Annotated in this window: 14 protein-coding genes and 1 tRNA gene; 7 read left to right on the top strand and 8 right to left on the bottom strand. The window is 63.1% G+C overall.

The features are described 5' to 3' along the window. Window positions 1–60: 60 nt before the first annotated feature. The 3 genes from KA354_08040 (at window position 61) to KA354_08030 (ending at window position 4423) form a co-directional block, all read left to right on the top strand. The gene (locus KA354_08040; protein ID MBP7934584.1) at window positions 61–1980 is read left to right on the top strand and encodes a glycosyltransferase family 39 protein; all 1920 of its coding nucleotides are present in this window, start codon (window positions 61–63) and stop codon (window positions 1978–1980) included. Then, window positions 1977–2816 (top strand): polyprenol monophosphomannose synthase, encoded by an 840-nt coding sequence (locus tag KA354_08035; protein MBP7934583.1) that lies wholly within the window; start codon window positions 1977–1979, stop codon window positions 2814–2816. The genes KA354_08040 and KA354_08035 overlap by 4 nt, the downstream gene beginning before the upstream one ends. 272 nt (window positions 2817–3088) lie before the next feature. Then, complete coding sequence (locus tag KA354_08030) at window positions 3089–4423, top strand: hypothetical protein (GenBank protein MBP7934582.1); 1335 nt, start codon at window positions 3089–3091, stop codon at window positions 4421–4423. 113 nt (window positions 4424–4536) lie between these two features. Here the strand turns inward: KA354_08030 and KA354_08025 are convergent, their stop codons facing one another. The 5 genes from KA354_08025 to KA354_08005 all read right to left on the bottom strand — a co-directional run bounded on the left by KA354_08025 (window position 4537) and on the right by KA354_08005 (window position 10293). Continuing rightward, window positions 4537–5940, bottom strand: a complete 1404-nt coding sequence (locus tag KA354_08025) for a hypothetical protein (GenBank protein ID MBP7934581.1) — start codon at window positions 5938–5940, stop codon at window positions 4537–4539. Between the two features lie 368 nt (window positions 5941–6308). After that, window positions 6309–6381: transfer RNA gene (locus KA354_08020), tRNA-Phe, on the bottom strand. Between the two features lie 470 nt (window positions 6382–6851). After that, a complete protein-coding gene (locus KA354_08015; GenBank protein ID MBP7934580.1) occupies window positions 6852–7430 on the bottom strand; it encodes a UbiX family flavin prenyltransferase in 579 nt (192 codons plus the stop codon). Then, window positions 7430–9364 (bottom strand): hypothetical protein, encoded by a 1935-nt coding sequence (locus KA354_08010; GenBank protein ID MBP7934579.1) that lies wholly within the window; start codon window positions 9362–9364, stop codon window positions 7430–7432. The genes KA354_08015 and KA354_08010 overlap by 1 nt, the downstream gene beginning before the upstream one ends. A 116-nt stretch (window positions 9365–9480) precedes the next feature. Then, window positions 9481–10293 carry a ubiquinone/menaquinone biosynthesis methyltransferase gene (locus KA354_08005; protein ID MBP7934578.1) on the bottom strand — a complete coding sequence of 271 codons (813 nt, stop codon included), beginning with the start codon at window positions 10291–10293 and terminating at the stop codon, window positions 9481–9483. Window positions 10294–10327: 34 nt separating this feature from the next. Between KA354_08005 and KA354_08000 the strand changes: the two genes are divergently transcribed. Further along, the gene (locus KA354_08000; GenBank protein ID MBP7934577.1) at window positions 10328–10888 is read left to right on the top strand and encodes a hypothetical protein; all 561 of its coding nucleotides are present in this window, start codon (window positions 10328–10330) and stop codon (window positions 10886–10888) included. A 56-nt stretch (window positions 10889–10944) separates the two neighbouring features. Here the strand turns inward: KA354_08000 and KA354_07995 are convergent, their stop codons facing one another. Together KA354_07995 and KA354_07990 are read right to left on the bottom strand one after the other, a co-directional pair. Then, on the bottom strand, window positions 10945–12525 hold the full coding sequence (locus KA354_07995) for a UbiD family decarboxylase (GenBank protein MBP7934576.1): 1581 nt from the start codon (window positions 12523–12525) through the stop codon (window positions 10945–10947). A 58-nt stretch (window positions 12526–12583) separates the two neighbouring features. Continuing rightward, entirely contained in the window at window positions 12584–13081 is a 498-nt protein-coding gene (locus KA354_07990; protein ID MBP7934575.1) for a DinB family protein, read from the bottom strand. 155 nt (window positions 13082–13236) lie between these two features. Here KA354_07990 and prfB point away from each other — a divergent pair. Beyond that, window positions 13237–14350, top strand: a protein-coding gene (prfB, locus tag KA354_07985; GenBank protein MBP7934574.1) for a peptide chain release factor 2 whose coding sequence is annotated in 2 segments (ribosomal slippage) — window positions 13237–13308 and window positions 13310–14350 — 1113 coding nt in all. Because the reading frame shifts where the segments join, the coding sequence is not laid out codon by codon here. Between the two features lie 55 nt (window positions 14351–14405). Continuing rightward, window positions 14406–15074, top strand: a complete 669-nt coding sequence (gene elbB, locus KA354_07980; protein ID MBP7934573.1) for an isoprenoid biosynthesis glyoxalase ElbB — start codon at window positions 14406–14408, stop codon at window positions 15072–15074. A 4-nt stretch (window positions 15075–15078) separates the two neighbouring features. Here elbB and KA354_07975 read toward each other — a convergent pair whose 3' ends face one another. Next, the gene (locus KA354_07975) at window positions 15079–16146 is read right to left on the bottom strand and encodes a LacI family DNA-binding transcriptional regulator (GenBank protein MBP7934572.1); all 1068 of its coding nucleotides are present in this window, start codon (window positions 16144–16146) and stop codon (window positions 15079–15081) included. Between the two features lie 517 nt (window positions 16147–16663). Here KA354_07975 and KA354_07970 point away from each other — a divergent pair. Then, window positions 16664–19003 carry a hypothetical protein gene (locus KA354_07970; GenBank protein ID MBP7934571.1) on the top strand — a complete coding sequence of 780 codons (2340 nt, stop codon included), beginning with the start codon at window positions 16664–16666 and terminating at the stop codon, window positions 19001–19003. Window positions 19004–19019 lie beyond the last annotated feature (16 nt).

Raw genomic sequence — 19019 nt, 5'->3', positions numbered from 1 at the left:
CCGCGGGATTTGCACACCAGGAGCCAGACGGGAGACCGGCTGGACGCGGCAGCAGAGATCTTGACACGCCAAGCCGATGGGGCTATCTCTGTCGTGCCGCAGCGGTTCGGAGAATCAGTCATCGAGCGAACGCCGAGGATAGCGATCAAGACTAGTCTGCTAACCTGTAACGGCCCCTCTCCGGCCGTGAGCGCCAGCATCGTGTTGCTGCTGCTGGTGTCCTCTTTGGGCGCTGTCCTTGGCGGGCCACCCCTGGGCGATCACGAGGCCATCGTGGCCGAGTGCGCTCGCAACATGCGATTGTCTGGTGACTGGCTCGTGCCGCAATTCCTGGACACGCCTTTTCTGCGCAAGCCGCCGCTGCCTTACTGGCTGGTCGCGGGCACGTCGTTTCTGCTTCCACACGACCCTGATACAGGCTTACCCGTGACCGCACTCGTCGCCCGACTTCCCTCGGCGTTGGCGGCCTTCGGAACCGTGCTGCTGCTCTGGCGGCTGGGCACTGCCATGTTCGGAGGCCGAGCGGGTATCATGGCCGCGGTGATCGCTGGCTCGAGCCTCTGTTTCATGCTCTACGCTCCAAACGCGACAGCCGAGATGATCCTGACGTTTTGCTGCACGTGGGCATGCCTGCATTTCTGGTTCGCAGTAACCTGTCACTCGCCGAGGCGGCGCCTGCTTCACCTGCTGCTGTTCTACATCGCCTTGGGACTTGGCATGCTGGCCAAAGGGCCGGCGCCGCTGCCTCTCACCGCCGTTCCGCTGGCCGTGTGGTGGTACACCGAGCGCCCGTTGCGCGTTCTGGCGAAGGGGGGAATGGCCGGCGCTCGCCGAGCGCCCGTCGTCTTCATCCGCGGCCTGAAGTCTCGGACCGTCCAAGCGTTCACCCGACTGGGCCTCATCCCGGGCCTGATCGTCTTCGCGTTGATGTTTGTACCGTGGATCCTGGCCGTCGCCGCCAAACATCCTCACGCCTGGGATCTCTGGAATTGGCAGTACGTTCAGCGGGCCGAAGGCGATTACCTCGACTCCCGACCGCGCGGAGTGTTCTACTACCTACCCCTCGTCCTCGGTTTTAGCGCCCCGTGGCTGTTCCTGCTTCCCGAAGCCCTCCTCAGTCCCTGGATGAAGCGATACACCCCTGCCCGCCGCGCGCTGCTCTTCTGCGGAGTCTGGGCCATGGTGGGCATCATGATCATGTCGCTCGAGCCGTTCAAGAAGCCCTATTACATCCTGCCGGGCATGCCAGCGCTGATCCTCATGATGGCCGTCGTGGCTGACCGGTTCTACGGCAGCTCACCGCCCTCGGCCCGCCTCGGTTGGGCGGTGTGGGCACTGTTCGCCGTCAGCCTGATCATCGCGCTTGTGGTTGGCTCTGACTATGTGCGGCAAGAGGCCCCCGACACGGCGCTGCGAATCATGCTGATCGCATCCGTGGCCGCTCTCGCTCTGCTCATTGCGGGCGTCTGTTACGTTCGTCGGCGCGGCTGGTGGGCGGTCGGTGTCACCGCCACCGCAACGATCGCCGCCTTTCAGTTGATCTGGCACACCTGCGGTTCGACTATCGCCAGCGTCGAAAAGGTCGCCGCCCTGTACCGGACACTGGAGACTGCGGGAGTGCCGGCCATCGGCCCGGTCCTGTGGGTCGATCAACGGCCCGACGCCCGGCTCAGTTTCTACTTCGCCCGCCAGAGCCGATACATGATCACCCCGGCCGAGATTGTGACCGAGATGCTGGACCGCACCCAAGGCAAGGACAAGCTTCTGATGATGACGATGGAGCGAGCCTCGGACCTGCTGAAATCGCCGCAGCCGGTCTACCTGATCCTTGCACGCAAGAACTATGACCTGATGAAGTCGGAATTGTTCGGCCGGGCGTTCCTGATCGACGCTATTCACCTGCCCGGCGATCCTGCCCGCAAGGATTGGATGGTGGTCTCGAACGTCCAACAATCCCAGGCAACAAGAGGGACACCATGAGCCAATGCGGGCAATCGACCTCAGGTCAGACGCCCGAGGCCTCCATCGTCATTCCGACCTATCGAGAGGCGGAAAACGCGAAGTCCCTGCTGACCAGAATCGCGCAGGTGATGCGCCGCGACGGACGGTTGTACGAGATTCTCATCGTGGATGACGACAGCCGCGACGGCATCGATCGGGTGGTGCGTGATCTCGCGACAATCTGTCCGGCACGGCTCATCACCCGAACGGGTCTTCGCGATCTGAGCCAGGCGGTCTTGGAGGGAATGCGTCAGGCCCGGGGTCGGCTGATCCTGGTCATGGACGCGGATCTGAGTCATCCCCCGGAAGCCATTCCACGGCTGCTCGATGCACTGGAGAAGCCGCCGACGGACTATGTCATCGGCAGCCGATACGTCGCCGGCGGACGGACCAGACGCTGGGGCAGAGGACGGCGATTCAACAGCTTCGTCGCTACGTTGCTCGCCCGGCCGCTGACCGGCCGGATCAAGGACCCGATGGCCGGCCTGTTCGCCATTCACCGCTCGACCTTTGAACGCGCCCGTGGTCTCGACCCCGTAGGCTACAAGATCGGCCTGGAACTGCTGTGCCGTTGCCGCTGCCAACACCCTCTGGAGGTTCCCATAACCTTTAAGGAACGTATTGGAGGTCAGAGCAAACTGAACCTCGAACAGCAGATGCGGTACCTGCTCCATCTCGACCGCCTGTACCGCAGCTACGCCTGGAAGTGGGGCATTGTGGTCCGCCCCCTGCTCTGGGCCCTTTGGGGGACGCTCCACATGTACTGCCGGCTGACCCGCTTGTGGCAGAAACCGGTCAACGCTCCTCAGTCCTGAAGCCTCACGAGTCGAGGCTCGAGTCTCGAGCGGTAGGCGGTCAGCCCAACGAGACTCCCTCGAGTCGGTCCGAGCTTGCGTCTTTTCAGGCCCGTGGCCCATCCTCGGTTCTCCCGCGCACCGGGTCCCTTGGCCCGCCTCGTGCGATACCCAGCCAGCGTGCGCCGCCCAATCGCCGAGATCGTGGACAAAACCATGGATCGACGCCCCTGCAAGTGATACAATGTCTAGTAGAGCGAGTTTGGCTTCATGTCCAGGCAAGGAGCCCGATCATGACCACGTCAAATCGATATTGGGCCGTCCATTCGCTGCTGTCCCTTGCGCTAATGGTCTCCTTCCAGGGCGGCGCCTGCGGGCCACAAATGACGCCCAATGGCAGCAGTGACACAGGCAGCCCGGTTCGCAAGCTGATCGGCATCGATGGCGGCACTATCGAAGTCACGAATGCTCGCGGCGACGTGATTCGCCTGGAGGTGCCATCGGGAGCATTGTCACAGGCTGTGGACATCGCCATCGACCCGCTCGACGAGCCGCCCGCCAGTCCTGTCAGCGGCAACGTCTTTCCCGGCATCGAACTGCAGCCCAACGGTCTCAAGCTGCTCAAGGCCGCGACGCTGAAGCTCACCCTGGCTCAGGGTGCACCCGATGCGCGAACCCTGCTGCTCCATCTTCGCCAAGCGGACTTCGTGATGCCCCTTTCGGACCAGGCGATCGCCGGAAACGTGATTTCCGGCAGGATCCGGCACTTCAGCACATACCTGGCCGGATCGCCCTCCGACAGCGAGGCCTCCCAACAGGCCGACAAGGCCGCCGGGCAATCGTCAGACTCCTCCGATTGGCAAGCGACTCTCGATGACATCGGTGGGATGATGGAGTGGGGCGAGTGGTTCGTGTCGCACGGCATGGGAGACCAAGGGCAAGCCTCATTCAACCAGGCCGAACAGGCTCTGCGCACGGCCATCGAGTGTTTCCTGGACCCGAATTGTCACCCTGTGCCGATCGACATCTGCAATGAAGACTACATCCGCGAAGCACTCGCCTACTACGCCCAGGCTCAGCTGTTAGGCTTCGACGATCAATCGGAGCTGATGCGGAACCTGAACGCTACCGTCACCCACTTGCTGAACCAATGCACGAACCAATTCGCGATCGATTATGATTATCTGCAAGCAGTCAATCAATACGCATTCAGCCAGGACATCCATGTCACCGGCCAAGTCCTCTTCTCGTTGCCCGTCTATGTTGTCAGCGATATCGAGCCGTTGCGAGCGACCGGCCAGGGCACGGTGAGCGGCACCATCACGGGGGTGGCAGGCGACTGTACCATTACCGGCAGCTTCACGATCGACGTCGTCGTCGAAGGCCAATTGGAGTCCGACGAGATGGGTCAGCCCTGGCTGAACCTGCAGCTCACCGAAAACTGGTATGCCAGCGGACAGCAGACCTTCGTATGCCCGGAGGACAACAATGTCAGCGTGCCGCTGCCTCCCACCCAATCGATCCAGAACATCCGCCTGCTGATGCAGGACGGTTACGTGCTCCAACAACCCCATCTGCAAACCCAGGGCTATTACCGCTGGACACTGCGCGTGCTGCATGTCTGGTGACGCTGCGGCATTGGCACACCGACGAACACCAGCCCTTCGAAGCCAATGCTGCCAGGAGCGTCCCGTCGAACGGTAGACCACATCCGGTGACGCCCTGATTCCTTCCGGGAGAGTCACTTCGTCGTCATGGCCGCAACCCATCCGCCCGGAGCGGGAGTCTCGATGGTGACGATCGAACCGCCGCTGAGAACGAGGGTCGCACCCCACTCGCCTGTCCCGAGGTCGATCCAGCGGAGTGTCCAGACGCCGGGATGCGGGCGAAGGTCGAGGCCCACAGAACCGCCGTTGCTGAAGTACAGAGCGTAAACCCGGCCGGGGGCACAGGCCAGATAGGCCTCGTTTTCACCCCGATCCTCGAGCAGTTCGTTGGCCGGCCGAACGTCCCAAAGCTTGATGACCGACTCCAGTTTTCGCGCCGCCCGGACGGCGGCCACGGACGGCGCCGAGAGCCCGAGCCCAGAGTCCGGTCGGTGGAAGCGAGCCGCCGCGGCGCCGCCGATCACGTGCCGCCACCAGCGCTCCAAGCCCTCGCGGGTATTACCGAACCGGCCCCCGTCGGCTCCGTAGGTCTTGACCGTATTCAACGGCCGCTCGTGCTTGCTCACGGCGCCCCGCGCCCACTGAAAGTTGTCCCAATGCTCCTGGCCCTTCTTCTGGTTGTTCTGCGAAACGTCGGCGAAGTCGTACCGTTCGGGGTGGTCGAGGGTGCGCCGGTGCCGGTCGGCCTTGAGATCCCAGTCGTCCCACATCTCCGTAATACAGGTTTTCTTGCCCGAGTCAGCTGCACGGCGGCGGACATGCTCGGCCCAGTACGAAGACCAGGCCTCCTCGCCGGAAGTCTCGTTGTCCATGCAGTAGAGGACGTGATCATGCTTCAGGGTGTACGAGAGCATTCTATCAACGAACCGCTGCTGGTAGGCCAGCACCACCTTGTTGTTCCGCTGCTTGGGGGTCGTGAAGAAGAACGGCTGCTTGTTGGCCCCCGGATGGTCGGGGTACTCAACAGCAAGGCCGGACGTCGCCGAAGTGTAGTTCACATTGTTTCGGGGATTGTAGGGATGTGGAGGCCAGTTGCGACCACTGTAGTCGAAGCGATCCCAGACCTCGATCTGAACGATAATGTCGCGTTCATCCGTCCAGCGAAGCATGTTCGCGAACCGGGACCAGTACTCGTCATTCCACTCATCCAGGTCGTACTTGCCGTCATGCAGCTGCTTGAACGGGTAGACCTCGAAGCCCTTGTCCCTGCGGTCGCTCATGGTGTTGCGGATGTAGTTGGCACCTGCGGCCTTCATGGCGTCTAGATGTTTCTCCAAGTCGGGCATTTGGAAGAGGTTGTCGTCGTCGCTCGCGCCGAGCAGCAGAACCGGCCGGCCTTTGTACTGCCAGTAGGAGGGGTTCTTCTCGTATGGCCGGATGCGCGAGGCGTTGGCTTCGGCCGCCGAGGCGCGATGACCCAAGGCCAGGATTCCGCCGAGCGTGATCGCGACTATATAGAGGATGTGCTGCCCGGTCATTTCCAGTCTCCTGAACAATCAGCTCCGAGCCGCGCAACACGCGTCGCCGGCAGGCCTGATCCCGATGCATCACCGCTGCATGATACCAGAGCCGCGCGGCTTCGCATCCTCACCGTGGGCGAAGTCGAGTGGCAGGAAGTCGAAGGTATCGAGGGTTGCATCGCACGTCACGGGCAGCTCGCCAAGCGTGCAGGAAAGGGACCCACCGGTCGGAAGCGCCGCGAAACGTGCAAGAGGGTGACGGCCCCGTCGCCATGGCTCAAGTCCGCCGACTCGGAGCGTGCCCCTCTTTCCGCGTGGGGGTGACGGGCATCACCAGCGGTGCACGGCCGACAAGGACCCAGAGGCCCACTCGCGCCAGGGAATACTGGGCAGGGTGAGAGTTGAACTCACGACACACGGATTTTCAGTCCGTTGCTCTACCACCTGAGCTACCTACCCAAATCCGCCTCGCCATCCGAGCGGAATCTGGAGTGATTCCCCCGGAGAACCGGCACCTTCATTGTACCAGAGGCCGCGGCGGACACCAAGACCCCGCGAATCCAGGGAATCACGGGTCTAGTTCGGTGGGTCGAAAATCAAGCCAGCCTGAAAGACGCCGCCGGCCCTCGGCCCTCTCCGAACCGACGGCATATTAACGCTCCGGCAAGCCTTCTGCAACCGGCAGTCGGCGGCTCTCGGTCCGCCATCGGCCAAACGCGGGCGGCACATGACCGTCGGATGGACGGACTCAACGCTGCTCAGCCTCCCCCATTGGTGATTGCGCTCCGCAGGAGGTCGTGGTTCTCGGGAGGCCGCTGCATGTCCCACATCGCCGTTTGAAGGACCTTCGGCGGGAAACACATCCTCAAGCCACTGGACAGACTCCGCACACCGCTCCACACACCGGGGAATCGAGGCCACTCGGCCGTTCACTTCGCCCACCGTACCGAGAGCTGGTGGGAGACGGCCAGGAGGTCAAGGACCCGGCCCGCGACGAAATCCACGAGTTCGCCGACCGAGGTGGGCTTCAGGTAGAAACCAGGGGAGGCCGGACACACGATTCCACCCGCGCGCTGGATTCTAAGCATGCTCTCCAGATCGATGCCGCTCAGGGGCATTTCGCGGTGAACCAGCACGAGGCGCCGGCCCTCCTTGAGGGTCACCTGGGCCGCCCGAGTGACGAGGTTATCACCCAGTCCGGAAGCGATCTTACCGAGTGTGTTGCTGCTGCAGGGACAAACAACCATCCCATCGGTAACGAAAGATCCGCTGGCGAGCCGACACGCGAGATCGCCGGCCGGGTAGATCGTGACGCGGTTCGATGGCCGCCCCAGCACCGCTTCCGGCTCCATCCGCTCGACGCCACACTCCTCGGCCAGCAACCGGCGTCCGTGCGGCGAGACGATGAGGTGGGTCAGGACCCCGGCCGCCTCCAGGCAGTCGAGAAGCCGGAGGGCATAAAGTCCCCCACTCGCCCCGGTGATCGCCAGGACGATATTACGTGGCATTACCTGTCACCTCCGGAGCGAATGCCGAGTCCCATGGCTGCCAGGCGACGACTGGCATCGGTAGCCCAGGGCGTATCCGCGTGGAGGCGAACGACGTCCTCGAACGCGGCTCCGGCCTCGTTGTGCCGGTTGTCGTCCTTGTAGGCAACGCCCAGTTCGTACCGGGCCTGGGACAGGGCGTCGCTCTGAGGCACGCTCTGCAGCTTCTCGACGCATTTGACCAGGCCGTCGATCCGCAGGCTGGAGGAAGGCTCAGTGGCGGCGATCAGTACCTCGATGTTGTCCCAGAGACGGGTGATGAGCTGGCCGGCGGCGATGTCCGCCCGGAGGTTCACCAAGTTGCGATGATACAGAGCATGACGGGGCATCAGACTGAGCAGGCGTCGAAGGGCCAAGTTGTTCTGTTCCGGATCCGTGTTGTGGGTCAACAGGTACTGGAACTTGCGAGCGTCCTGGAGGGTTGCGGACGGGTCGATGCCCAGCGTCCCGGTGGGCGAACGCTTGGCGAAGAAGGCGCGCAGGCCGCCTTCCATCTCGGAGGCTGATGCCCCCGGAACCGGCTCGGGTGGATGCTTGAGAAGGTCGTCCAGCAGCATCAGGGCGGCCAATCCCTCGGGGCCGGCTTGGTCAATGTGTCCCTCGCGGCCCTCGAGAATAGCCAGACGCAAGGCTGCCACCGCCCCAATGGGAGAGCGAGGAACGTCGTTGTAGATCTCACGCCAAACGGACTTGGAGGCGGCACTCGGATAGTCGCTGTAGTATCGAAGGATGGCATTCCTTCGGAAGAACTCCCGGTCGATCTGCATGTCGATGGCCCGGGCCTTCAGATACAAAACATTGGGGGTGTACCGGCTGCGTGGAAAGCTCCGCCGAAAAGTGTCACAGGCCGTTTGGGCCTCCTCCTGCTGCTTCGTGAACGCGGAGTCCAACCAGAACTGCCAGCGGAGAGCAACCAGTTCGGCAATCGCTTCCGGCGTGGCCGACGGATTGTGGCCCGCATGGCTGTACTTCCTGACCGCCCGGGCAAGAGCCTGGGACGCATCGGCGTTTTCGACGAAGTAGCTGTTGGAGCCCGGTCCGAATCTCGATTCCAGCAGGCGGTAATAGAGCTCGTCCCGGCCAACTTTCACCTCGAACAACACAACCGGAATCGCGAACATCATGGCCAGCAGCGGCGCGATCGCTCCCGGGCGGTAGTTCACGATCCAGGCGATCATCAGGGTGATGGCCATGAATATGCAGGCGGCCACGATGGCCAGGACCCAGGGAACGTACAGCTTGGCGATCTCAATCCGCGGTAGGTAATCGAACGCCGCGGCATTCCGCGTGGCCATGAAGTAGTAGAACACCACCGGAAGAAACGATACCAGCGCGGTGGCGTAATGGAACGAGAATCTCAACGGGCGCCAGCGGGCAAGCAGGCAACAAAACACCATGGTCAGCCCCAGCCAAGGGAGCAGGGCCACGAAGGCGATCAGCAGGCAGAAAATGAGAGAGTAAGGAAAGCGATAGAGCATGGAAACCATGATCGGGACGGCCGTCAGTGTGGCCATGGCCAGCCCAATGATGACGGCGATGAGCGGTACCTGGTCCAGGGGAATCGGGCTGATGAGAAAATCGATGAGCGTGGCTTGTCGCTCGGCGGAAGGGTCGAAGACCGCCCACCACGCCTGCCAGTAGCCCCCCGAGGGAGATACGTACGAGCCGACGGTCGTGTCGCCCTGGACATCAAAGACGCCGTCGGCTTGCCCGGCCGGCTCCAGAATGGAATCAGGCGGCAACATCTCGGCGGGGCCGGCCGTCGACGTGGCGATGACATACTGTCCCGTACGCAGCCAGAGAATGAAGCAACACAAACCTGCGAACAACAGGGCATCGAAGAGCAGGAGCGCGACCGCCCGGTGACGGTATTTCGGCTTCGTCCAGCGCCACACCTCGATGGACCGATCATCGGGCTGATCGAGGCCGGGTACCGCCCGAAAGCCCAGGAGCCAACCGAGAACGCGGATCGGCCGGACGCCTGCTCGTTTGACACGTTTGGCGGACAGCTCTATGCGCCTCCGTTACGCTTGGGCGATGCGCCGTTCCTGGTCGCGACGTAGATGCAGACGACGCCGCAGGATCGCGGATGCACGCCGACCTGACTGAAACCGGCTGCTTCCAGCGCCGACCGAATAGCCTGCCTGGGTAGGAAGCTTACCACCGAACGCGGCAAATAGCGATATGCCCCGGTGCGATCACGGCTCATCAGCGTCGCGAACCAAGGCATGATCCACTTGAAGTAGATCAGGTACGAGTATCGCAGGAAGACGTTGGCGGGAACGGAGAACTCGAGCAGGACAGCTCGGCCGCCGGGACCAAGCGCCCGAGCCATTTCGGCCAAGCCGGCGGAAAGGTTCTGGAAGTTGCGAATCCCAAACGCGCAAGTGACGATCGACACGCTACCATCGGCCACCGGAAGACACAGCGCATCGGCCTGGGCGAACAGGCCTCCGCCGATCGGACGGTGCACCGCTCGTCGCAGCATCTCTTCGGCGAAGTCGATCCCGATGATGCGGCCGGGGCGTCGCGGGGAGTCGGCGAACGTGCGAGCCACATCGCCAGTTCCGCATGCGACGTCGAGAAGGACATCCTCGGCCGTCGGGTTTGCCAGAATGACCATCTCCTGCCGCCAGGACTGATCGCGGCCGACGCTGGCGACGGAGTTGACCCACTCGTAAGTGGGTGCGATGGCGTTGAACATGCGGCGTACGCGATCGGCCTTGTCCTTGGTCGAATGAGGGGAAACGAGCCGGCCCTCGTCCCACACCAGGCCGCTGGCAGGTTCACGCCCGCCAAGACCGCTGTTCGTGGAGCCATCCATTCCCGCTATTGTAGCTTCCGGGTACAATTCTCGCATGACCCAGTTGGTGGCCCGATTGATACTGGCGATGCTCATTCTGCCGGTGAGTGCCTGTCTGTTTGTGATCGGATTTGCCGTAGTCGTCAGCCGCAGGCCGCAAGTTGGCACCATCGCCCTGCTTTACGCGGGCCTCTATTCCTTTGTGGCCTGCTACTGGGTACTACTCTGGCGAAGCATGGTGCGTTGGACACCGGAGCGGATCGTAAAGACCATTCTGGCGGGTGTGGTGGCGATTGTGGCCGCGGGGCTCGCCAGTGGATTTCTGATGATGACGGTCTTCATTCGAAGCGATATTGAAGTCGCCGTGCTCATCGGCGGCTCAGTCGTGCCGGTGATCTGGGTTCTGGCCACGGTGATCATCTGGCGAGAGACCCCCACCGAGCGAACCGAGCGGCTCGCGAAGATCGGAAGGGAAGCAGTGTCCTGTCCGATCTGCGGCTACAACATGACCGGTCTGAGCGAGGCGCGTTGCCCAGAGTGCGGTACGAAGTTCACCCTTGACCAGTTGATCGTGAGCCAGCCCAAAGTCGACACGCATGTCCTTCCCGAGGGGTAGATGGTGGTATGCTCAGGGGCCCAGATCGACCTCCCCCATCGGGGCTGCTCGTCTGCTCAGTCGAGCCCGAGTTCTCTCCATCGGCGGTTCACCCGCTCCTTGACCGCGGGCGACATGCCCAGGGCCATCGGCCAGCGTCGAACCACGCCCTCGCCGGGAATCTTGCGCGTGGCATCGATACCCATCTTGCTGCCGGCCCCTTCAAACGGCGCGGCGTGGTCGAGGATGTCCAGCGGGCCGTCGACGACGACCGTGTCGCGGCGGGGATCGACATTGGCCCCCACCGCAAACATCACCTGCTGCTCGTCATGAACGTCCACGTGCTCGTCCACCACGACGATGAACTTGCTGAGCATCATCTGCCCCGCACCCCAGATGCTGTGGATCACCTTCCGAGCCTGGTACGGATACTCCTTCCGAATCTTGATGAAGGCAAAGTTGTGGAAGGCGCCGAACATGGGCAGGTGGTAATCGATCACGTCCGGGATCAGGGTCCTGAGCAACGGCAGGAACACGCGCTCGGTGGCCTTGCCGAGGTAGTAGTCCTCCATCGGCGGCCGGCCGACGATGGTCGCCGGGTAAATCGGTTCGCGCCGATGAGTGATGGCGGTAACGCGGAAGACCGGGTACGGACCAGACAGCGAGTAGAACCCGGTATGATCGCCGAAAGGCCCCTCGATGAAGCGGTCCTTCGGATCGACGTGACCTTCGATGACGATTTCGGCATTGGCGGGTACATCCAGCGGGATCGTCTTGGCGGGCACCAGTTCGATGGCACCCTGATGAAGGAACCCGGCGAGCAGAAGTTCGCTGATTCCCGGCGGCAGCGGGCAGGTCGCCGCGTAGGTCAGGACGGGCTCCCCGCCGAGCACGACGGCCATGGGCATCGGCTCACCGCGGGCGGCCCACTTGCGGTAGATCCTGGCCCCGTCATGGTGGACATGCCAATGGGCGGCCGCCAGCCGTGGGCCAAAAACCTGGATGCGGTACATGCCGACGTTGATGTAACCATCCTCCGGGTCGCGGGTGTACACCCCGCCGAGGGTGATGTAGCGCCCGGTTCGACCCTCGGACCCGGCCGACTCGACGATGGGCCCGCCCGATCGCTCGACCTCGCACGGCTCGGACGCCAGATCGCCGTCGTCAGGCCAACACTGGATAATCGGTAGTGAGCCAAGATCCACGTCATCGATGTGCATGACCTCCTGGCAGATGCCGCGTTTAACGACCTTGGGACCGAGGCCAGCCAGCTTGGCGAGATCAGGCAGCTTCCTGAGTTTATCCAGCAAGGTGGTGGGCAACTCGGGCCTGAGAAGCTGCTCTATCCGTGCCCCAAGTTCGTCAAGATCCTGGCACCCCAGAGCCAGCTTCACACGAGCGTAGCTGCCGAACGCGTTGATCAGGACCGGAATCCGCGAGCCGCGCACCTTCTCGAAGAGCAGAGCCCGGCCACCCAAGCCGCCGTGGGCCCGATCCGTGGACGGCGCCCCCGCCGCCCCTTCCGGACACGGAGACTTCCCGACGCGATCGGCAATCTCGGTCACTTCCAGGATCGGGTCGACCTCGGGCCGCACACGGCGCAGCTGGTCGCGCCGCTCGAGTTCGACGATAAACGACTGAAGATCAGGAAAGGGCACTCGTACTCCTCTGCGTCGAGACCGGCATCCACCGCGTCGCGGCCATCTTCGTCAGACACTAGGCAAGCAGGGGTTTGCGGCCCAATGCACGGCGGGCATCGGCCACCTGCCCCGCATGGAAGGTGATGTGAAGCCCGATCATGGCGAAGACCTGCCCGACCGTGCCAAACATCGGCCTGAGCTCGGGAGGACAGTGTGCGGGCTTGTCGAGGTCCGCGTCGCTCATCGCCGCGAGAACCTTCAGCGTCTCAGCACGCACCTTCTCCCACTCGGCCAACAGGGCGGCCATGCTCGGGTACTTCCTGCTGTCAGCATCAGGCACACTGCCCATGCCAAACAGAGCCTCCCACTGCGCCGTCGGACACGGCTTCCCCTGAACCATGCCGGAAACCATGCCGGCTTCCGAATGGATCACATGCCCGAGACACCAGAGGGGATGGTTGCCCTTGTTGGACGTGGGAAAGGTTGTGGGTGCATCCTGGATATCGCTGACCAAGGCCAACATCCACCCCTTCGCGCTCTCCAGCGACGCCTTCAGTGCGTCCGAGGCCTTCATGAGATTCTCCTTCTGTTGGAGGAACTAAAGCAACTATTGTATGCCCTGAATCGGGAGGGTCAAACCTCGCGGTTGTCCCGTCGGTCTCAGCGCGGTATAGTCAGTCGCCCCTCCCAGGACAGGGGCGGCGGAAGACCGCAAGGAGAAATGTGAACATGCACTTTGAGGACCCGGCCAGTACGCTGGAAACCCTTTCGGCCCGGATCGTCGCGATCCGGGACTCTCTTTGACTTGCCCGCCAAGGCCGTCCAGCGTCAGGAACTTGAGATGAAGATGGGGGCTCCGGGCTTCTGGGAAAACCAGGAGGTCGCGCAAGACGTCGTTCGCCAACTCAAGGCGGTCAAGGGCGTTCTTGAACCCGCGGCCGCGCTGGCCAAGGGCCAGGAAGATGCCGCCGCAATGCTCGAGCTCGCCCGGGAAGCGAACGACCCGGAGGCCTACGCGGAGTTGGACAAGGAACTGGTCAAGTTGCAGGAGCAGCTTGACGCAGTCGAACTGATGACCTTGCTGTCCGGCAAGAACGATGCCTGCGACTGCTTCTTCAGCATTCAGGCCGGAGCCGGCGGGACCGAGGCCTGCGACTGGGCGGAAATGCTCCTGCGAATGTACCTGCGCTATTTCGAGCGGCACGACTACAAGGTGTCGGAACTCGCCCGCACCGACGGCGAGGAGGCCGGCATCCGCAGCATCACCCTCAAGGTCGAGGGCTCCTACGCCATGGGCTACCTGTCGTGCGAGCGCGGCGTCCACCGCCTGGTGCGAATCAGCCCGTTCGACGCCAACAAACGCCGTCACACCAGCTTCGCGGCCGTGGACGTCCTCCCCGTCCTGGACGAACTCGACGTCGAACTCAAGGAAGCCGAACTCGAAATCGTCTACTTCCGCCGCGCGGCAGGAGCCGGCGGTCAAAACGTCAACAAGGTCGCGACGGCCGTTCGCGTCAAGCACATTCCGACCGGCATGATCGTCGAATGCGTGAACGAACGCAGCCAACAGCAAAACAAGCGGGTGGCCATGGCGATCCTGCAGTCTAAAATCGAACAGGCCAAGCAGGCCGAGCGCGACCAGGAGCTGCAGAAGCTCTATGGCGATCGCGGCGAAATCGCGTGGGGCAACCAGATCCGCAGCTACGTGCTCGACGACCGGCGGGTCAAGGACCATCGAACCAATCACGAAACCGGCCAGCCGGAGAAGGTCCTGGACGGAGACCTGCAGCTGTTTATTGAAGCAGAGCTCCGAAGGCGGGCGAAAAGCCGCAAGGATGGATAGGCGTTCAGCGACCCGAAACCAGCCACAAGGTCACCGGCGCACGGGAGATTCCACGATGGCTCGCGCAGCAGTCTGTTTGTCAGGATGCGGCGTCAAGGACGGCTCGGAAATTCACGAGGCAGTTTTGACACTTCTGGCACTGGATCAAGCCGGCGCCCAGATCGTCTGCTGCGCCCCAAATGTCGACCAGCCAGCGGTGGTCAACCATCTGACTGGAGCAACCACCAGCGAGAAACGTAACGTCCTGGTCGAATCCGCCCGCATTGCCCGAGGCGCCATCAAGGACTTAGCCACGGTTCACGCTCGCGATATCGACGCAATCTTCTTTCCCGGCGGACTGGGCGCGGCCAAGAACCTCTGCACCTTCGCCGACGACGGCCCCACCTGCAAGGTCAACCCCGAAGTCCAGCGCATCATCGGTGAAATGCTCGCGGCCCGCAAGCCGATCGCCGCGATCTGCATTGCACCGGCCATGCTGGCTCGGGCTGCGGCGTCGCAGGGCGTTCAGGCCGAGGTCACCATCGGTACCGACCACGCCACCGCCGCGGCCATCACCAAGACCGGGGCCAGACACAAGGACTGCTTGTGCGCGTCATTCGTCGTCGACCATGAGCACCGCATCGTGACCACCCCCGCCTACATGCTGGGAAAAGGACCCGCCGAGGTCTTCGAGGGAATTCGCGGACTGGTCGCCGAGGTCATGAGAATGGTCAAAGGCGGTTGAAGGCTCAGACCGATCCCACACTCGATCGTTCCAGGAGCACCGGGGAAACCAGCGTGTGCCGAGGTTCGCCGCTCTCGCCGTTGACGCGCTCGACGAGCAACTTCGCGGCCGCTTGGCCTATGAGCGTGCCGGAACAAGCCACTTGGGTCACGAAGCCCGAAGCACTGCACCACAACGGCAGGTCGATACCGATGATCGAGCATTCGCCCGGCACACGCCGTCCGTAAGCGCCGAGAACCTGGTACGCGATCAGGCTGGCTCCGCCATCCGCGGCAAATACGGCCGTCGACCTTCCCCGCTCAAGGGCATCAATCAGCAGACGACAGGACTGGAACTGCCCGGCATCGGCCTGCCGCACCTGCTCAGGGGTGAGGATCATCTCCTCGACCCTCGTCTGCTCGCAGGCGGAACCGGCCGCCTGACTGAACGCCGCCATCCGGTCCGAAATGGCCTGGCTGGACTCGCTCTGATGGAGACAGATCGCCCGGCGATGGCCGTGCCGGTAAAGGTATTCCCAGGCCGACCGGCCAACGGCATCATTGTCGAGGTCCACGTACCATCGAGGCCGGTCCTGCGATCCGGCATCGAACAGGCTGATGCAGGGCACGCCCGCCTCCTCCCAGCGGGCCACGTGGTTCACCCAGGTCTCCGGGTGGACCGCGGCGATCACCCCAGACAGCCCCGACCGAACAATCAGGTCCAGTTCATGAGCCGAGACCGGCAGACCGGAGGCGGGATTGGGGCTGGTCAGCACCACCGGATAACGATGATCCTGGCGCGCCGCGTTGGCGATGCCCTCGCAGACCTGCCACATCATGATGGACTGCCCGCCGTCCGGAGCCGCGTCGCCGCGCCGAACGAACTCGAAAAACACCCCGAAGAACGGCACTTGCCTGCGGCGCAGCGAGGTCGCCAGCAGACTCGGCGCATAACCGATCTCCGCAGCGACCTGCTGGACACGGGCGATGGTATCTTTGGCATAGCGCGAGAAATGCGGTTCCACCCGCCGGAGGATGTAGCTTACGGTGGACGGGGCCACACCCACGCGGCGGGCAACGTCACTGAGTGTCACTCTGGGTGCTAAGTTTTTGTTCTTCAATTACTTACCTACCATGCCCGGCAGAGCGGGCCCTTGTTCTGAACGCCCAACGCCATCATCGGCCAAGCAGCGGACCGAGTGCTGTTCTCATCCTTCCCTTCCCATCTACAATCGTTTATACTATACATCGGGTCTGCAGGAATCGCGAAATAGACGATATCGGTTCCCGGACTTCTTTTCCAGTCGGTTTGCGGAAAGGAGGTCGTGCGTTCGTCCGAGGCGAGGTCGGGGAGAGAATCCCGTCGCCACCCCATCCGAGGAATCGCATCTCGGTTCAACCGAGCATGCCCGGGCAAGAGAGCCGCTTTCCCCACCCCACGTCGATGAGCGCCCCGCAGGTCCTTAGTGGAGGCCTTCGCACCGGGCACGCGTCGTCTCGGCCGTCCCCACTCGTCCTGCCAGGGAGAGCCGAGAGAATCCAAGCCCCCTGTCGCCCGCCGTGGGTGTGCGAGGCAGAACGGTGTTGGATCCTCGCAAAAAGGGAGAAGCGATGAAAAGAGCGAAGTTCAGCAATCGAACAGGTTGGCCGGCGGGGGCGTGTGCGGTCGTCGGCGCCCTTGCGCTTCTGGGCTCGCCTGTCGAGGCAGCCGAGTTGCTCATCAGCAGCTACAACCCGAGCGGCGCCGTCAGTCAGATCCTGCGCTATGACGCCGTGACCGGAACACCCATGCCCGCTTACGACGCTGGAGTCGCCGCGGGCGTGTTCATCGGCCCTACGGTGCCCGGCGGTCACGGCGGACTGAGCAAGCCCTATGGCCTGCTGCTCGGAAATGACGGGAACGTCTACGCGGCCAGTTCGGGCACGAACAGCGTCAAAGTGTACGACGGTACGACCGGGCACTACCTCATGGACTTCGTCGCCGCCGGCAGCGGTGGGCTGAGCGGACCCTGGGGCATGTGCTGGGGCCCAGACGGCAACCTCTACGTTGCGAGCAGCAACACCAACCAGATTCTGCGCTACGAAGGTCTCGATAGTGCGACGCCCGGAGCCTTCATGGGCGTGTTTGCCAGCGGCGGCGGACTCAGCGGTCCGCGTGGCGTCATATTCGGCAACGACCAGTGGACGGGGCCCGGCCAACCACCGGGCCCGGCCCAGGATGGCTACCCCGATCTGTACGTCGCCAGCACCACCAGCGGCAAGATCCTGCGCTACCACGGCCAGACGGGCGCTTACGTGGATGTCTTCGCCGATGTCAAAACGTACTGTCAGGGGGTTCAGCCCACCTACATGGTCTACGAGCAGTTCTTCCGCAGGAACGACCCGTGGTACAACCAGCTGTACACCGGCAACGCCCTCATCAGCACCACGAGTAACATCCAGATTCACCAAGGCAGTTCGTCCGACATGGAAAGTGCAGGCATGGGCCTTCCAGAGCACGGTTTCTACGGCGCGTTTCCCAATACCGGCAATATCAACTACAACGGAAACCCGGTCTGGGGACCCAACCACAGCCCGGCCAGCTCCGGCGAGAAGAGGCAGTCCTTGTTTCTTCCCGACTACTGGGGCGGGGCGATCAGACTGGTCGGGGCCAACGAGGGCTCCATCACGCCGCTGATCCCCTCCGGCGTCAGCCGCCCGCAAGGCCTGCTCATCAAGTGCGGGCGCCAGCCGGGTACCCTCATCCGAAAGGTCACGCAGAACCAGCTCCTGTGGGGAACGGTCGGAACGGTCCGGCTGCAGGGCGACAACATGGCCGGCCTCATGCCGAGCACCGGGGGAAGCGTCTCGCTCAGGAAGATGCGCAACGAAGGCGTCTCGGATGGCACGGCCACGATCCCCGGCCAAAACTACCAGTTGTCCGGCGACGACCTGCTGGTGGATTTCGACCTGACCAGTCCCACCATCGAGGCGGGGCGCTACAGCATTCAGCCGAACGATTCGTGCCGGAACGCGATGTGGTTCCCCGAGGCCGTACTGGTCTACCTGCCGACACTGGCCAATGCCAGCTTCGAGGAAGGCTGGAACACGGAACCGCGCGAGAACAACAACATCTGCGTCAATCCCAGCCAGTGGGACGCGACGGGAGGCGGCAACAAGAATCGACCCAAGCACTGGGACCAGGCCTGGGGCGGCACCGGATTCGACCCCGACGGCGGCGGAGACGGCGCCAATCAGTTCGATCTGAAGCGCGACGGCAACATCTGGCATCCCTGCGACGGAGATCATGTCCCGGGCCTGACCGGCCTTCATTACGCCTCGCTCCAGCACAACTTCACCCTGGACCAGTACTACAGCGGTATGTACCAGTCCATCGCCGCTCCCGAGGTCGCCGGTCAGACCTCGCTGGTCGACTTCAGCATCTACATCGATGCATGCGTAGCCAGCTGGCAGCAGATCAGCAGAGGCCAGATCCGCCTGATCGATGGCGACAACTACAGCGGCGCGCTCGTCGCCCAGACCGACATCCCCAACACCCAGAGCTTCGGCAACGGCTTGATCCGATCACCGGAGTTCAGAGCCACCGTGCCGGCAGGCTATGTCTATCAGTCCAACCCGCCCATCCTGACGATCGAATTCGTGTGGATCCACTGGGGCGCGGACGCCGGGCCACCCGAATGGGGAAACGTGGCAGCCTTCCACCTCGACAACGTCCGCAGTTCCTACGACTGCACCCGGTCACCATGGGCGGACGCGGACGGTGACGGGGACGTCGACCAGCGGGACTTCGGATCGTTCCAGCAATGCTACACCGGGTCCGCCAGCTCGGTCGGACCGGGCTGCGAGTGTTTCGATCGCGACCATGGTGGGCTGATAGACGAGAACGACGTCATCCTGTTCCAGTCCTGCTTCACCGGCCCCGCCATCGTGACGGAACCGAGCGCGGACTGACGCTAGGATGATCGGC

The organism is Phycisphaerae bacterium (assembly GCA_018003015.1).
Classification (GTDB): domain Bacteria; phylum Planctomycetota; class Phycisphaerae; order UBA1845; family PWPN01; genus JAGNEZ01.
This window is presented reverse-complemented; position numbering and strand designations above follow the sequence as displayed.

Excerpts from the sequence above, each read along its gene's own strand:
- elbB (MBP7934573.1), top strand. The coding sequence starts at position 14,406 with ATGGCTCGCGCAGCAGTCTGTTTGTCAGGATGCGGCGTCAAGGACGGC.
- KA354_07990 (MBP7934575.1), bottom strand. The coding sequence starts at position 13,081 with ATGAAGGCCTCGGACGCACTGAAGGCGTCGCTGGAGAGCGCGAAGGGG.
- KA354_08030 (MBP7934582.1), top strand. The coding sequence starts at position 3,089 with ATGACCACGTCAAATCGATATTGGGCCGTCCATTCGCTGCTGTCCCTT.
- KA354_08005 (MBP7934578.1), bottom strand. The coding sequence starts at position 10,293 with ATGGATGGCTCCACGAACAGCGGTCTTGGCGGGCGTGAACCTGCCAGC.
- KA354_07970 (MBP7934571.1), top strand. The coding sequence starts at position 16,664 with ATGAAAAGAGCGAAGTTCAGCAATCGAACAGGTTGGCCGGCGGGGGCG.
- KA354_08000 (MBP7934577.1), top strand. The coding sequence starts at position 10,328 with ATGACCCAGTTGGTGGCCCGATTGATACTGGCGATGCTCATTCTGCCG.
- KA354_08025 (MBP7934581.1), bottom strand. The coding sequence starts at position 5,940 with ATGACCGGGCAGCACATCCTCTATATAGTCGCGATCACGCTCGGCGGA.
- KA354_08035 (MBP7934583.1), top strand. The coding sequence starts at position 1,977 with ATGAGCCAATGCGGGCAATCGACCTCAGGTCAGACGCCCGAGGCCTCC.
- KA354_08015 (MBP7934580.1), bottom strand. The coding sequence starts at position 7,430 with ATGCCACGTAATATCGTCCTGGCGATCACCGGGGCGAGTGGGGGACTT.